This window comes from Demequina sp. NBRC 110052 (genome assembly GCF_002090075.1).
GTDB lineage: Bacteria > Actinomycetota > Actinomycetes > Actinomycetales > Demequinaceae > Demequina.
Window position 1 is genome coordinate 1,421,219 of sequence record NZ_BBRI01000002.1, and the last position, 13,351, is coordinate 1,434,569.

Sequence of the window (13,351 nt, forward strand, 5' to 3'; positions counted from 1 at the left end):
CGCTGTCATACAGTGCACTATGGCGCATGTTCTCTCAGTCGATACGCTCCACGGCTTCGTGGCGGAGCGGCTACCCGCCGTGCGCGCCGCGCTGGACGCTCATGTCGCACGCGCGATGACGGAGATTCCCGAGGCCGGTGACGACTACCGCGACTTGTGGGCGACCCTCGGCGCGCAGTTCGACGGTGGAAAGAATGTTCGGCCCTCGCTCGCACTCGCCGCGTATGCGGGACTTGGAGGGGACGAGCCCGAGGCGATCGTTCCCGTCGCCGCCGCGATGCAGATGCTCCACACTTCGATGCTGATCCACGACGACATCCTCGATCACGACGAGGTGCGTCGCGGCCGCCCCAATGTCGCCGGCACGCGCCGCGCAGCGCTGGCCGGGAGCCGGCTCAGCCCGGCACAAGTCGAGGACCACGTGATGACCGCAGCGCTGCTTGCTGGCGACCTCGCGCTGAGCTCCTCGTACGACCTGATCTCGCGCGCTCCCCTGCCCGCGCATCACCGCATCGCGTGCCTGGACCTGGTGACGCGCGCGATCCGCAGCACGATCGCGGGGGAGCTGCTCGACATGTACAGCGGTCTGACCCACCCGGGTGATGCCGACCCGATGGTGGTGTGCGAGCTCAAGACCGCCGTGTACTCGTTCACGGCGCCAATGCTCGCAGGTGCGCAACTCGCTGGCGGCGACCCGACCATGGTGGGTCACCTCGAGAAGATCGGCACCTCGCTGGGAATCTCGTTCCAACTCGTCGACGACGATCTGGGCGTGTTCGGCGACCCAGAGGTCACCGGCAAGTCCCACCTGTCCGACATCCGTGAGGGCAAGCGCACCGAGCTGATGCGACTCGGATATCACCGTGGCAGCGCCGCGGCCCGGGACATCCTCGATGGCGCGCTTGGCAACTCCGAGCTGGACGAGCAAGGTGCCGCGCGCGTGCGCGAGGTCCTCATCGGCTCCGGCGCCCGTGGTCAGGCCCTCGGGGTCGCCCGCCGCCATGCGCGTCAGGCGCGCCGCATCGCACTCGAGCGGATTCCCGCGCCCCTGTCCGGCTACCTCGTCGAGCTCATCGACGCTCTCGAGGAGCGCACCGCGTGAACGACCGGCCCGAGGCTGGCGACGACGCCGGCCTCGCCCTCTACGACCGCACAGCGCACGACGCCGCCGCGCAGGTGATCGCACGCTACTCCACGAGCTTCGGGCTCGGCACGCGCCTGCTGCCGCGCGCGATGCGCGGACGCATCGAGGACGTGTACGCCATGGTCCGTGTGGCGGACGAGATCGTCGACACGTATCGCGGTCCCGACGCCGGCACCCTGCTCGATGCCTTCGAGGACGAGGTGCATGCCGCGCTCGACCGCGGCTTCTCGACGAACCTGATCGCGCACGCCTTCGGCCGTACGGCGCGCACCGTGGGCGTCGGTCGCTCCCAGACGGTGCCGTTCTTCGCGTCGATGCGCATGGACCTTACGCGCGCCGAGCACACCGACGAGTCGTTCCGGGAGTACGTGTACGGCTCCGCCGAGGTGGTCGGCGAGATGTGCCTCGCGGTCTTCCTGTACGACGGCACTGGTCCGGTGAACATGCCCGACGCGGTTGCGGCTGCGGCACGCAGGCTCGGCGCGGCGTATCAGAAGGTGAACTTCCTGCGCGATCTCGCCGAGGACGACGGCACGCTCGGCCGCTCGTACTTCCCCGGCGTGACCGCTGCGACCCTCAGCGACGCGACGCTCGCGGAGCTCGTGGCCGACTGCCGCGCCGACATCGAGGCAGCGAAGGCCGCGCTCCCCGCGCTGCCGCGCCGCGCCCGCATCGGAGTGGCCACCACGATCGACATCTACACCCGGCTGCTGGACCGCATCGCCGTCACGCCAGCGAGCGACCTGGTGAGGACGCGCGTGCGCGTCCCAGACCCCATCAAGCTGGGACTCGCCGCACGCAATATGGTGGTCGCGACTCCCCAGACCACCTCCGGAGGTGCACCATGACCGCCCAGCCCACCCCAGCGTCGGGCATGCCGCACGTGGTCGTGATCGGCGGGGGCATCGGGGGACTGGCCGCGTCGGCGCTGCTCGCGCGCGGCGGCATGCGGGTGACGTTGCTGGAGCGCCATGAGCGCGTCGGCGGCCGCGCAGGCACGCTCGAAAAGGCTGGCTTCCGGTGGGACACGGGGCCGTCCTGGTACCTCATGCCCGAGGCGTTCGATCAGTTCTTCGCACTCATGGGCACATCCACCCAGGAGGAGCTCGACCTCATCGACCTGGATCCGCGCTATCGCGTGTTCTTCGAGGGCGACGATCCTGAGGGTGCAGCGGAGGCACTCGACGTGGAGGCAGACGCCGAGGCCAACTACGCGCGATTCGAGGCGATCAGCGCGGGCGACGGCGAGGCGATGCGTGCCTACGCCGCCGACTCGTATGAGCTGTACCACCTGGCACTCGACCGCTTTCTGTACACGACCTACGCCAACCCGCTGCGCGCAGCGTCGCCCCGGGTGGTGCAGCGCCTGCCGCGGCTCGCACGCCTGCTGACTCGCCCGCTGGGCGCCGCGATCGCCGCGCGCGTGCGCGACCCGCGCCTACGCAAGATCCTCGGCTTCCATGCGGTGTTCCTCGGCTCCGCGCCCGACCGCGCGCCCTCGCTGTACTCTCTCATGAGCCACCTGGATCTCACCGACGGCGTCCGCTACCCGCGCGGCGGCATGTACGCGGTGATCCGCGCGCTCGAGTCGATCGCGCTGCGCGAGGGCGTGCAGATCCGCACGAGCGCCGATGTGACGCGCATCGACGTCGGGCCAGACGGCCGCGCGCACGGTGTGACCCTCGCCTCGGGAGAGACCCTCGCGGCCGACGCGGTGGTGTCCGGTGCGGACATGCATCACACCGAGACGGCCCTGCTGGACCCTGAGCACCGCTGGCAGGACGAGCCGAAGTGGCAGCGCCGCAGCCCCGGCGTGAGCTCGCTGCTGGTGTTCGCCGGCGTGCGCGGCACGCTGCCGCAGCTGGATCACCACAACCTGTTCTTCACGCGCGACTGGGACGCGAACTTCCAGGCGATCGTGGGCGGCGAGGACCTCCACGCCCCCGTGCCCGCGTCGGTGTACGTCTCGCGCACCACCGCGACCGACCCGTCCGCCGCGCCGGACGGGCACGAGAACCTGTTCATGCTCGTGCCGTTCCCCGCAGACCCTTCACTGGGTGCGACCCCGGAATCGCGAGAGGAGCTCGAGGAGCTCGCCGGGCGGTACCTGGACCAGGTGGCCGCGTGGGCACGCATTCCCGACCTGCGTGAGCGCACCACCGTGCACGCGATCACCACGCCCTCGGACTTCGCGACGCAGCTGAGCGCCTGGCGCGGCTCCGCTCTCGGACTCGAGCACACCCTCGCGCAGTCGGCGCTGTTCCGGCCCGCGAACGTCTCCGCCAAGGTGCCGAACCTTCTCTACGTCGGCTCGTCCACCGTGCCCGGCATCGGCATGCCGATGTGCCTCATCTCCGCCGAGCTCGTCGCCAAGCGCCTGCTGGGCGACACCTCGGCGACGCCGCTGGCCACACCAGCGGCGCCCGGCTTCCTCGCCGGATCCCGGGCGCGAGGACTGCTGGGAGACCTGGCGCGCCGCGCTTCGGGCAAGCCCGACGCCGTGGCCGCCTCCAGCGGGGACGCCGCGTGAGCGTCGCGTACCTCGCCGCTCTCGTGGTGAGCCTGCTGGGGCTCGGCGTGCTCGACCGGCGGTTCCGCCTCGCGCTGTTCGACCAGCCCCGGCGCACGGCGCTGACGGTGGCGCTCGGCGTCGCCTTCTTCCTCGTGTGGGACCTGATCGGCGTGGAGCTGGGCATCTTCTTCATCGGCGATGCCCCGTACCAGACGGGGCTGGTCGTGGCACCCGAGGTGCCGGTCGAGGAGTTGCTGTTCCTCACGCTGCTCAACTATCAGACGCTCCTGCTGTGGCTCGCGTTCTCACGCCGTCGCGCTCGCCCCACGGGGGTGTCCGCGTGACGTACGTGATCCTGTCTGTGGCCGTGCTCGCGCTGCTCGCGCTCGTCACCGTCCCGACGCTGCGCAGGCTCCGCGCAAGGCCGCTGCTTCTCACCGGGCTCGTGCTCGTGGCTCTGACCGCGGTCTTCGACAACGTCATCGTCGGCCTGGGCATCGTCGACTACGACGAGGCGCTGATCTCCGGTGTGCGCGTGTGGTTCGCACCGATCGAGGACTTCTCGTACGCGCTCGGGGCTGTCCTGCTCGTGCCAGCGCTGTGGACGTGGCTGGGCCGCTCGGGCCGTACCGTGACGTCGGAGGAGAACGCATGAGTGTGCTCGCGAGCATCGTGAAGGCCTCGCGGCCCGTGTCGTGGATCAACACCGCGTTCCCCTTCGCCGCCGGCTACCTGATGGCGGTGCGCGAGATCAATGCCGTGCTCATCGTCGGCACGCTGTTCTTCCTCGTGCCGTACAACCTGCTCATGTACGGCGTGAACGACGTCTTCGACTACGAGTCGGACCTCGCCAACCCGCGCAAGGGCGGCATCGAGGGCGACGTCATCCGGGACCGCGAGCGCGCGCGGCGCGTGCACCGGGCGATCCTGTGGGCCTCCGGAGTGACGGTCCTGCCGCCGATGGTGTGGCTCATGCTGCAGGGCGGTGCCGCTGCAGCCGTCACTCTGGTGCTCGTCGTGTTCGGGGTGATCGCCTACTCGGCTCCGGTGCTGCGCTTCAAGGAGCGCCCGGTGCTGGACTCGCTCACCTCCGCGCTGCACTTCGCCGGGCCCCTGCTGTATGCGCTCGTGCTCGCGGAGGTATCGCTCGGCGATGCTGCGGTGTGGCCCGTGTGGGTCGCATTCGTGCTGTGGGGCATGGCCAGCCACGCCTTCGGTGCGGTGCAGGACGTGAAGGCCGACCGCGAGGGCGGGATCTCCTCGATCGCGACCGTGCTGGGCGCGCAGCCCACGGTGTGGTTCTCGATGGCGGCGTATCTCGCGGCTGCGGTCCTGCTGGTCCTGCTGCCCTGGCCCGGCACGCTCGCGGCCCTGCTGCCCCTGCCGTACGTGGCTTCCGTGTCCCGCTTCGCGCGCGTGACGGATGAGACGTGCGAGGACGCGAACCGCGGATGGCGCACGTTCTTGTGGCTCAACCAGCCCGTGGGCTTCTTGGTGACGATGCTGCTGATCGTCGAGTGGAACGGCTGGCTCTAGCCGCGCCGGGTACCCCCGACCGGCTACTTGCGCACGAGCGGGCTGAGGCCCGCGGACCGAGCCTCCGCGTCGGGCATGCCGCACACCTCGAGCCAGTTCGCGAGGAGGCGGTGACCGCCCTCCGTGAGGACGGACTCTGGGTGGAACTGCACGCCGGCGAGCGGCAGGGTTCGGTGCTGCAGGCCCATGATGATGCCGTTGGCCGTGGAGCACGTGACCTCGAGCTCGTCGGGAACCGTGGGGTTCTCGACCGCGAGCGAGTGATACCGCGTGGCGGTGAACGGCGACGGCAGGCCCGTCAGCACCGAGTCGCCGTGATGCGTGACCTCGGACGTCTTGCCGTGCATGAGCTCCGGCGCGTGGCTGACCACGCCGCCGAAGACCTCGGCGAGCGCCTGGTGGCCCAGGCAGATTCCCAGCATCGGGATGCCGTACTCGGCGCACTGGCGGATGGCGTCCATGGACGAGCCTGCCTCCGCGGGAGTTCCAGGCCCAGGGGAGACGAGCACGCCGTCGTAGTCGGTGACCGGACCGACGGTGTGCAGGGCGTCATTGCGCACCACCGTGATCTCGGCCCCCATCTGACGCAGGTAGCCGACGATCGTGTAGACGAAGGAGTCGTAGTTGTCGACGACGAGGATCTTCGTCATGCTCCGCCCTCCACCGTCTGCTCCTGAATCGGCAGGTGCACCGACACGTACGGGAAGACCCACTCGAAGAGCACGAGCACCATCGCAGCGAACGCGACAGCGAGGATCAGTGCCTTCATCCACGCGTTGCCGGGGAGCCGTCCCCAGACCCAGGTCGAGATCATGAGAGGTCCTCCACCATCTCGGGCGGGATGCCCTGATCGAGCGGCGCCCAGTACTTCATCTCCGCGTGCACGATCCAGCGCTGCGCCGCCGAGTAGAGCGGGTGGCACGTGGTCATCGTGAGGTAGCGGCCGTCGGGTGCGACGCCGGGCTGGTTGGGCACGGGCGCGACGACCTGCACGTCGGTGGGGCGCACGATGTCGTACTCGTAGATCTCGTAGACGTAGTACGCCTCGTCGGTCTGGACGATGACCGAGTCACCGACCTCGAGCTCTGCGACGCGGTTGAAAGGCTTGCCGTAGGTGGTGCGGTGGCCGGCGACCGCGAAGTTGCCCAGCCCGCCGGGCATGGCCGTGCCCTCGTAGTGGCCGATGCCGAGCACGTCCAGCACGGTGCGACGGTCGGTGCCCTGCGAGATCGGCTTGACATAGTCTTCGCCCCACCGCGGCACGTACATCACCGCGAACGTCTCGGCGTGGCCCGGCTCCGACATGACCGGGGGGTCATCCGTGAACTGGAACTCTGCCGGGATCGTCTGCACCACGTCGGGCGCCGAGACGTCGCCGCCCTGGCCGCTGCCCTGATCCGCCGTGATGGGCGCGATGAACTCCTCGACGATCTCGTCCTGCACCCGGTCGGCCTGCACGTCCGTGTAGAACAGCTGCCACAGCACGAACAGGCCCAGGATCACGCCGGCTGCGATGAGCAGCTCACCCGTGATGCCGAGGATGCGGTCCAGCACGCCCAGGCGGCGCGGGGCCTTCTCGCCGTCCACGGGGACGGGCTCACCCTGAGGCGGGGCCGCCGACGCGAGCCGGGCCTCGAGGTCGGAGTCGATCGCCATAGTGCCCCAGGGTACGCGAGCGCACGGGCGCAGCCCAGCCCCTGTGGGGACCGCACTGGCACCCCAGCTGTTCGCCTGAGGACGCCGCGTGTGCACGCGCCGCGGCTCCCGCACGCGGGTTGCCCATTCGCCGCGTGTCGACCCGCCGACGCGGAGCCAACACGCCGAGTGCACCACGAAGTGCGTGTGGGAGCCGCGGCGGCAACACTCACGCATGGTCCATTCGGCGGCTGGGCCCGGGGTCGCAGGCCGACGTTCTCAGCACTGGGTACCCTTGACCCAGCAGCCGTACACCGCGCGCGAGCGCGACGACCCCCAGGAGTGAGCCGTGCCCGAGTCCAAGAAGCGGACCAAGAAGAACAAGCCGCAGGTCTACAAGGCCCCCCGCAACCTCGGCAAGCCCGAGTCGGAGAACCCCAAGTGGCTCGTCCCCACCATCGTCGCGCTGCTCGTCATCGGCCTCGGCTGGATCGTCGTGCACTACATCACGGCCGGCCAGTACCCGCTGCCGATCTACAACTGGAACGTGGGCGTCGGCTTCGTGTTCATGGCCGCGGCGATGGGCCTGCTGACGCGCTGGAAGTAGTCCGCGCGCCGCAGACGCCGCGCCTCACCTCAGACGTCGAGCGCACCAGGGCAAGCCCGCCCTGGTGCGCTCCGTTGTATCCGGGCGGGGTTCGCGCCGCGCTTCTCGATCTCCCGCGTCACGCTCCACAGGCACGCCCGACGCTGTGCACAAGTCGGCGCCCCCGCCCGCGATCCTGTGGATAACTGTGGGGATATGTGAATGACACTGCTGTAGTTATCCCCACCCATCTCCACAGTGGGGGATAACTACAGGGCTGTAACTAGCCCGAGTCGCGTCAGCGCCGCAGACCCTTGCGGTCCACCCAATGCAGCATCGCGAGCATGCACAGCGCGCCGCCGACGGCACCGCCGAGGTGGGCCTCCCACGAGATGCCGGGGATCACGAAACCCAACACGAGCCACAGACCCGCGGTGGTGAGCACCGAGCGGTAGTCGAGCTTGAGCTTCCAGAGCACGACCGCGTACGCGGCGAAGAGGCCGAAGATCGCGCCGGAAGCGCCGCCGTGCACGCCTCCATTGGCGAGCAGCACCACGCTCAGCGAACCCCCGACGAGGGACACCGCGTACAGCGCGAGGAATCTGAGGCGCCCGAGGATCGGTTCGAGCTGCGTGCCGAACTGCCACAGCACGAGCATGTTCATGCCGATATGCCACACGCTGAAGTGCAGGAAGCCTGAGGAGATCCAGCGGTACCACTCGGTGCCGACGCCGCCAAGCGCATCGCCAATCGCCGGCCAGAGTCCCCAGTCAATGATCCACACCTCGCGGCCGATCACGAGATAGCCCGCAGCGAAGGCGAGCACGTTGAGCGCGATGATCGCGTACGTGATGACTGGGGTGCCGAAGGCGGAGGTGAAGCCGAGGCGGTTCACGACGGGGCGCACCTGCTGGCGAGCCTCACGCTCGCAGTCGACGCACAGCACGCCGACGGGTGCCGGCACCTGGCACTGGGGGCACGTGGGCCGGCCGCAGCGCTGGCAGGTGACGTAGGAGACGCGGTCCGGGTGGCGCGGGCAGACGGGCTCGACTGCGGCCGCGCCCCCCGAAGCGGTCATCGACTACTCGGCGATGGTGACGGACGTGATCATCACGTCCTCGACCGGGCGGTCGCCGGGACCGGTCTTGGTGGTGGCGATCTTGTCCACGACGGCCTTGGACTCGTCGTCCGCGACCTTGCCGAAGATGGTGTGCTTGCCGTTGAGCCAGTCGGGGTTGGTCACAGTGATGAAGAACTGCGACCCGTTGGTGCCCGCGGGCTTGCCCGTGATCGGGTTGACGCGCTGGCCGGCGTTGGCCATCGCGAGGAGGTAGGGCTCGTTGAAACGCAGCTCGGGGTGGATCTCATCGTCGAAGGTGTAGCCGGGGCCTCCGGTGCCGGTGCCGAGCGGGCAGCCGCCCTGGATCATGAAGCCGTCGATGACGCGGTGGAAGACGAGGCCGTTGTAGAAGGGCTCGTGGCTGGCCTCGCCCGTGGCGGGGTCCTTCCACTCCTTCTCACCCGTGGCGAGGCCGACGAAGTTGCCGACGGTCACGGGCGCGTGGTTAGGGAAGAGCTCGATCCGGATGTCACCGGCGGTGGTCTCGAAGGTTGCAATCATGCTCGCCATTGTCGCATAGGGCCTCGCGATTGCACCCGAGAGGTGGCACGATGGGTAAAAGGCTCACCAACTGGACGATGGGAGGCTCGCAATGGGACGGGCGAAGTTCGAGATGGACCCCGAGCAGTACCGTAAGCAGGCCGAACAGGCCGCGGTCGCGGCTCGCGAGGCCGCCGACAAGGCGGCGCACGCGGCGGTCGATGCCGCCAAGCGTGCCAAGGAGTGGGCGGGTCCGCAGGCCGAGCATGCGGCCGAGTGGGCGGCGCCCAAGGTTGCGCAGGCGAGGGCCTGGGCCTCACCGAAGGCGAAGCAGGCGTACGACTGGGCGGCGCCGCGCGCCGAGGCCGCGTATCACGAGGGCGCACGCAAGGTCTCGCCTTACGCCAAGAAGGCCGGCGAGAAGGCGTCGCACTGGACCGATGTCGCGCATGGCGCGATCGTGGGTGCGGCCATCCCTGCGGTGGTCGCAGCCATTGAGGCCGCCGGTGAGGAGCCGGAGGAGAAGAAGGGCGGCGCCGGCAAGGTGCTGTTGCCGATCGCGCTCGCCGCGGCCGCCGGTGCGGCGCTCGTGGTGTGGGCGCGTCGCGACCCGGGCCGCGACGCCTGGGCCGGTGATGACGAGTGGGAGCTCGACGGCGACGACGGCTCCTTCACGGACCGGCTCCGTCACGACGTCAACAAGGCCACCGACATGACCTCGTCGGCCATGAAGAAGGCCTTCGCGACCGTGTCCGATGCGGCGCAGACGGCCTCGAAGCAGGTCGCCGACGCGGCCGGTCCCGCGTGGGACAGGGCCATGGAGCAGGTGGGCCCCACCTACGCGAAGGCGAAGGAGGCAGCGGGTCCGGCCTATGAGCGCGTCAAGGAGACGGCGCTTGAGGAGGCGAAGAAGATCCAGGAGGCCGCGGGCCCCGCGATCGAGCGCGTCAAGGAGACCGCCACGGCTGAGGCGAAGAAGTTCGCGAGCCAGGTGGACGAGGCGCGGCACAGTGCCGCGGTCGGCCTGGCTGGCACGATCGACGATGCCGAGGACGTCTGGGAGGACGAGGGCGGCACCGGCGAGGATGGGCTGACCGCCGAGGAGCGCAAGGACGAGGCGATGGCCAAGAAGGCGCCCGCCAAGTCCACGGCAGCGAAGAAGCCTGCGGCCAAGAAGCCCGCCACGAAGAAGACGGAGAGCTGAGACCGCTCAGCCGACCACGCACGGACGCCCCGGCCTCATGGCCGGGGCGTTCTGCTGGGTGGAGGCGTGAGGAGCCTGGCTGATGCGTGGGCCGCGTCTGCGGAGGCGTGAGGAGCCTGGCTGACGCAACCGTCGGGCGTGTGCGGTCAGCCTGCGGCGAGGTGCTCGATGAGGATCTTGACGCCGATGCCGATGAGCACGAGGCCGCCGGCGATCTCGGCGTAGGAGCGCAGGTGCTGTCCCGCGTGGTGACCCAGCCGGTAGCCGGCCAGCGAGGCGACGAAGGTGATGACGCCGATCGCCACGACCGCGAACACGATGTCCACCTCGAGGAAGGCGAACGAGACTCCGACCGCGAGCGCGTCGATGCTGGTGGCGATGCCCAGCACGAGCAGTTCGCGCGCGCCGATGCGCACGTCGCCGTCCGGCACGTCGTCGACGTCGTCGTCGGCATGGCGCGATTCCCACAGCATTTTCGCGCCGATGGCCACGAGCAGGCCGAAGGCGATCCAGTGATCGAACGCCTGCACCTGAGAGGCGAACTGCGACGCGAGCGCCCACCCGATCACGGGCATGAGCGCCTGGAGGAGACCGAACGTGATGGCGAGCTGGAGCGCCGGCTTCCACACGAGGCGTCGCAGGTGCATGCCCTTGCCGACGGACACAGCGAAGGCATCCGCGGCGACGCCGAGGGAGGTCAGCAGGAGCGTGAGGAGTGACAACGGAAGGCACCTCGCGGTGTCGAATGGCCGTGTCGAGAGACTGTCAGGGGTCGCCTCGGCACGCTGAACGTGCCGAAGGTCTCGCTCACCCGGCAGTGCCAGGAATCCACCCCGGGCGCCGGAGCGCCAGTATGTCGACGTGGATTCGGATCCTTGCGGATCGCTGGGAGCTACTCCCCTTCGTCGGCCCTAGTCTGGCACATCTGCCCGACGCATGACCAGCACCGCCTCGGCCGGACCGTCGAGCGCGGCGTAGCTGTGCGCGGAGTCCGACTCCCAGGCCACATGCTCACCGGGTCCGGCCTCGACTTCCTCGCCCGCGCGTCCGGCGCGCACCCGTCCGCGGGTGACGATGAGGTGCTCCACGACACGTGCGCCGTGGGCAGCCGAGCGGTGCACCTCGCCCGGGGTGAGGTGCAGGGTGTAGATCTCGACCGCGTCGGATGCGGATCCGGTGGTGCCGAGTAGGCGCGTCGAGATACCGGGAGAGGAGACCTCCGCGCCTGGGCGTTCAGCCAAGAGCCACGCGAGCGGCAACTCAAGCGCGTTCGCGAGCGCGTACAGCGTGGAAAGGGTCGGGTTGCGGGCGCCATGCTCGATCTCGGACAGCGACCCCTTGCCGATGCCCGCCATGGTTGCGAGCGCGCCAAGCGAGAGACCGCGCTCCGCGCGGATCGCCCGCAGCCGTTCGCCGACGAGCGGGGCGATGTCCTCGGGTGCGGTCTGCGGAGGTGAGCCCGCGTGCGTGGCGTCGGTGTTCACCTTGCCAGCCTAACCAGTGTTCCGTTTGCGGAACACCTCGAGTACCGTTCTGTCTATGGAACACGGCTTTCGGCACACCGTCGCGATGGGCCTCGTCACCGCACTCGTCGGCTTCGCAAGCTCGTTCGCCGTCGTACTCGCCGGACTCAAGGCCGTCGGTGCCAGCGATGCGCAAGCCGCCTCCGGCCTCGCGGCACTGTGTGTGACGCAGGCGATCGGCATGCTGTGGCTCTCGTGGCGTTACCGCACACCGCTCACGCTCGCCTGGTCCACACCCGGCGCCGCACTGCTCGCCACTCAGGGCTACGTGGAAGGCGGCTGGCCCGCCGCGGTCGGCGCCTTCGCGCTCACGGGTGCGCTCGTCGTCGCGACCGGGCTGATCGCCCCGCTCGGCCGCCTCGTGTCCGCGATCCCCACCCCCATCGCGCAAGCCATGCTCGCCGGCGTCCTCGTGCCTCTGTGCCTCGCACCGTTCACGTCGCTCGCGTCGCAGCCGTGGCTCGTCGGCGTGCTCATCGTCACGTGGATCACCGTCCATGCGTTCGCGCCCCGCTGGGCCACGCCCGCGGCCTTCGCGCTCGCGCTGGTCATGATGGTCGTGGCCACGGCACGGTCCGGCAACCTCGCCCTCGCCACGCCCACGTTCACCCTCACGAGCCCGACGCTGTCGCTGGGCTCCGTACTCGGCGTCGCCGTGCCGCTCTACATCGTCACCATGGCCTCACAGAACGTGCCCGGCGTGGCGGTGCTGCGCGCAGCAGGCTTCGAGACGCCATGGCGTCCGGCGATGCTCGTCACCGGCGTCGGCACCGTCCTGGGCGCCCCGTTCGGTGGGCATGCGATCAACCTCGCGGCCATCACCGCCGCATTGCCCGCCTCCCCCGAATCCCACCCCGACAAGTCCCGACGCTGGGTCGCCACCGCGACGGCCGGCGCCGCGTACCTGGGGATCGCCGCCATCGCCGCAACCCTCACCACGCTGGTGGCCGCTGCTCCCGCCGGCTTGCTCGAGGCCGTCGCCGGCCTGGCGCTGCTCACCACCTTCGCAGCCTCCACCTCCGGCGCCCTCACCGAGCCGAGCGACAGGATCCCGGCGGTGATCACCCTGCTGCTCGCGGCGTCGGGCGTCGCCATCGCCGGCATCGGCTCCGCGTTCTGGGCACTCATCGCCGGCCTCGCGGTCCGGTGGGTGCTCGCTCAGCGTGATCGCGGTGCCGTGACGGTACGGTGAGGCGAGAGCACTGCTACAGGGTCAAGGGGGGACCGATGACATACGGTGCGGCGTCCCAAGAGCCCCAGGCACCGCGTCGGCGCCGGTTCGCATGGCTGCACCTGCTATGGGCGATGCCCATCGCCACCGCGGCAGCCGCAGGGCCGCTCTTCATCGCCGCACTGTCGCAATGCGGCATCAGCGGATGCTCCGGCGGGGGATACGGCGTGTCGTACGGCGATCCCGGGGAGATCTTCGCCGAGGTGCTCCTGGCGGTGGCGATCCTCCTCACGCCGATCGTCGCGGTGCCGTGGGTGCGCTCGTGGAAGGCTCGGCTCGCCGTCGCCGTCGGCATCGGCGCCCCGTTGCTGATCGTGCTCTTCAACGAACTCAAGCCTCCGGCTCACTGACCAGCCGGGCGCCCACGATCCCCCAGACGC

At 69.8% G+C, this 13,351-nt stretch carries 17 protein-coding genes; 10 read left to right on the forward strand and 7 right to left on the reverse strand.

All coding sequences use genetic code 11. From position 1 onward, the window contains the following. Positions 1-19: 19 nt before the first annotated feature. From B7K21_RS06880 to B7K21_RS06905, 6 genes are read left to right on the forward strand one after another with little or no spacing between them, the layout of a single operon-like run. Positions 20-1,102 carry a polyprenyl synthetase family protein gene (locus B7K21_RS06880; protein WP_159448439.1) on the forward strand — a complete coding sequence of 361 codons (1,083 nt, stop codon included), beginning with the start codon at positions 20-22 and terminating at the stop codon, positions 1,100-1,102. Next, entirely contained in the window at positions 1,099-1,992 is an 894-nt protein-coding gene (locus tag B7K21_RS06885; RefSeq protein ID WP_084074514.1) for a squalene/phytoene synthase family protein, read from the forward strand. The genes B7K21_RS06880 and B7K21_RS06885 overlap by 4 nt, the downstream gene beginning before the upstream one ends. Continuing rightward, on the forward strand, positions 1,989-3,674 hold the full coding sequence (gene crtI / locus B7K21_RS06890) for a phytoene desaturase family protein (RefSeq protein WP_084074517.1): 1,686 nt from the start codon (positions 1,989-1,991) through the stop codon (positions 3,672-3,674). The genes B7K21_RS06885 and crtI overlap by 4 nt, the downstream gene beginning before the upstream one ends. Then, positions 3,671-4,000, forward strand: a complete 330-nt coding sequence (locus tag B7K21_RS06895) for a lycopene cyclase domain-containing protein (protein WP_084074519.1) — start codon at positions 3,671-3,673, stop codon at positions 3,998-4,000. The genes crtI and B7K21_RS06895 overlap by 4 nt, the downstream gene beginning before the upstream one ends. After that, positions 3,997-4,311, forward strand: coding sequence for a lycopene cyclase domain-containing protein (locus B7K21_RS06900; RefSeq protein WP_084074522.1), 315 nt, complete (start codon positions 3,997-3,999; stop codon positions 4,309-4,311). Before B7K21_RS06895 ends, B7K21_RS06900 begins: the two co-directional genes overlap by 4 nt. Then, positions 4,308-5,192: a prenyltransferase gene (locus B7K21_RS06905; RefSeq protein WP_084074525.1), complete on the forward strand. Its 885-nt coding sequence runs from the start codon at positions 4,308-4,310 to the stop codon at positions 5,190-5,192. The genes B7K21_RS06900 and B7K21_RS06905 overlap by 4 nt, the downstream gene beginning before the upstream one ends. Positions 5,193-5,215: 23 nt before the next feature. Here the strand turns inward: B7K21_RS06905 and B7K21_RS06910 are convergent, their stop codons facing one another. From B7K21_RS06910 to B7K21_RS06915, 3 genes are read right to left on the reverse strand one after another with little or no spacing between them, the layout of a single operon-like run. Then, positions 5,216-5,842 carry an aminodeoxychorismate/anthranilate synthase component II gene (locus tag B7K21_RS06910; RefSeq protein ID WP_084074527.1) on the reverse strand — a complete coding sequence of 209 codons (627 nt, stop codon included), beginning with the start codon at positions 5,840-5,842 and terminating at the stop codon, positions 5,216-5,218. Then, positions 5,839-6,006 carry a hypothetical protein gene (locus B7K21_RS12590; RefSeq protein ID WP_159448440.1) on the reverse strand — a complete coding sequence of 56 codons (168 nt, stop codon included), beginning with the start codon at positions 6,004-6,006 and terminating at the stop codon, positions 5,839-5,841. The genes B7K21_RS06910 and B7K21_RS12590 overlap by 4 nt, the downstream gene beginning before the upstream one ends. Continuing rightward, positions 6,003-6,848, reverse strand: coding sequence for a class E sortase (locus B7K21_RS06915; RefSeq protein WP_084074529.1), 846 nt, complete (start codon positions 6,846-6,848; stop codon positions 6,003-6,005). Before B7K21_RS06915 ends, B7K21_RS12590 begins: the two co-directional genes overlap by 4 nt. A gap of 328 nt (positions 6,849-7,176) precedes the next feature. Here B7K21_RS06915 and B7K21_RS06920 point away from each other — a divergent pair, with 328 nt between their 5' ends. Beyond that, complete coding sequence (locus tag B7K21_RS06920; RefSeq protein ID WP_084074532.1) at positions 7,177-7,434, forward strand: cell division protein CrgA; 258 nt, start codon at positions 7,177-7,179, stop codon at positions 7,432-7,434. Positions 7,435-7,711: 277 nt separating this feature from the next. Here the strand turns inward: B7K21_RS06920 and B7K21_RS06925 are convergent, their stop codons facing one another. Together B7K21_RS06925 and B7K21_RS06930 are read right to left on the reverse strand one after the other, a co-directional pair. Then, the gene (locus B7K21_RS06925; RefSeq protein ID WP_084074535.1) at positions 7,712-8,491 is read right to left on the reverse strand and encodes a rhomboid family intramembrane serine protease; all 780 of its coding nucleotides are present in this window, start codon (positions 8,489-8,491) and stop codon (positions 7,712-7,714) included. A gap of 3 nt (positions 8,492-8,494) precedes the next feature. Next, positions 8,495-9,034: a peptidylprolyl isomerase gene (locus tag B7K21_RS06930; protein ID WP_084074538.1), complete on the reverse strand. Its 540-nt coding sequence runs from the start codon at positions 9,032-9,034 to the stop codon at positions 8,495-8,497. Between the two features lie 91 nt (positions 9,035-9,125). Here B7K21_RS06930 and B7K21_RS06935 point away from each other — a divergent pair, with 91 nt between their 5' ends. After that, complete coding sequence (locus tag B7K21_RS06935; RefSeq protein WP_084074541.1) at positions 9,126-10,217, forward strand: hypothetical protein; 1,092 nt, start codon at positions 9,126-9,128, stop codon at positions 10,215-10,217. Between the two features lie 146 nt (positions 10,218-10,363). Here the strand turns inward: B7K21_RS06935 and B7K21_RS06940 are convergent, their stop codons facing one another. Further along, on the reverse strand, positions 10,364-10,939 hold the full coding sequence (locus B7K21_RS06940; protein WP_084074543.1) for a manganese efflux pump MntP family protein: 576 nt from the start codon (positions 10,937-10,939) through the stop codon (positions 10,364-10,366). 189 nt (positions 10,940-11,128) lie between these two features. Continuing rightward, a complete protein-coding gene (locus tag B7K21_RS06945; protein WP_084074546.1) occupies positions 11,129-11,701 on the reverse strand; it encodes a helix-turn-helix domain-containing protein in 573 nt (190 codons plus the stop codon). A gap of 55 nt (positions 11,702-11,756) precedes the next feature. Between B7K21_RS06945 and B7K21_RS06950 the strand changes: the two genes are divergently transcribed. Together B7K21_RS06950 and B7K21_RS06955 are read left to right on the forward strand one after the other, a co-directional pair. Further along, entirely contained in the window at positions 11,757-12,932 is a 1,176-nt protein-coding gene (locus B7K21_RS06950; protein WP_084074549.1) for a benzoate/H(+) symporter BenE family transporter, read from the forward strand. A 35-nt stretch (positions 12,933-12,967) separates the two neighbouring features. Continuing rightward, on the forward strand, positions 12,968-13,321 hold the full coding sequence (locus tag B7K21_RS06955) for a hypothetical protein (protein ID WP_144016086.1): 354 nt from the start codon (positions 12,968-12,970) through the stop codon (positions 13,319-13,321). The last annotated feature ends 30 nt before the right edge of the window (positions 13,322-13,351 follow it).

Bases quoted from the DNA above. Each gene is read 5' to 3' on its own strand.
- B7K21_RS06915 (WP_084074529.1), bottom strand. From the start codon at position 6,848: ATGGCGATCGACTCCGACCTCGAGGCCCGGCTCGCGTCGGCGGCCCCG.
- B7K21_RS06935 (WP_084074541.1), top strand. From the start codon at position 9,126: ATGGGACGGGCGAAGTTCGAGATGGACCCCGAGCAGTACCGTAAGCAG.
- B7K21_RS06905 (WP_084074525.1), top strand. From the start codon at position 4,308: ATGAGTGTGCTCGCGAGCATCGTGAAGGCCTCGCGGCCCGTGTCGTGG.
- B7K21_RS06910 (WP_084074527.1), bottom strand. From the start codon at position 5,842: ATGACGAAGATCCTCGTCGTCGACAACTACGACTCCTTCGTCTACACG.
- B7K21_RS06955 (WP_144016086.1), top strand. From the start codon at position 12,968: ATGACATACGGTGCGGCGTCCCAAGAGCCCCAGGCACCGCGTCGGCGC.
- B7K21_RS06880 (WP_159448439.1), top strand. From the start codon at position 20: ATGGCGCATGTTCTCTCAGTCGATACGCTCCACGGCTTCGTGGCGGAG.
- B7K21_RS06930 (WP_084074538.1), bottom strand. From the start codon at position 9,034: ATGATTGCAACCTTCGAGACCACCGCCGGTGACATCCGGATCGAGCTC.
- crtI (WP_084074517.1), top strand. From the start codon at position 1,989: ATGACCGCCCAGCCCACCCCAGCGTCGGGCATGCCGCACGTGGTCGTG.
- B7K21_RS12590 (WP_159448440.1), bottom strand. From the start codon at position 6,006: ATGATCTCGACCTGGGTCTGGGGACGGCTCCCCGGCAACGCGTGGATG.
- B7K21_RS06925 (WP_084074535.1), bottom strand. From the start codon at position 8,491: ATGACCGCTTCGGGGGGCGCGGCCGCAGTCGAGCCCGTCTGCCCGCGC.
- B7K21_RS06950 (WP_084074549.1), top strand. From the start codon at position 11,757: ATGGAACACGGCTTTCGGCACACCGTCGCGATGGGCCTCGTCACCGCA.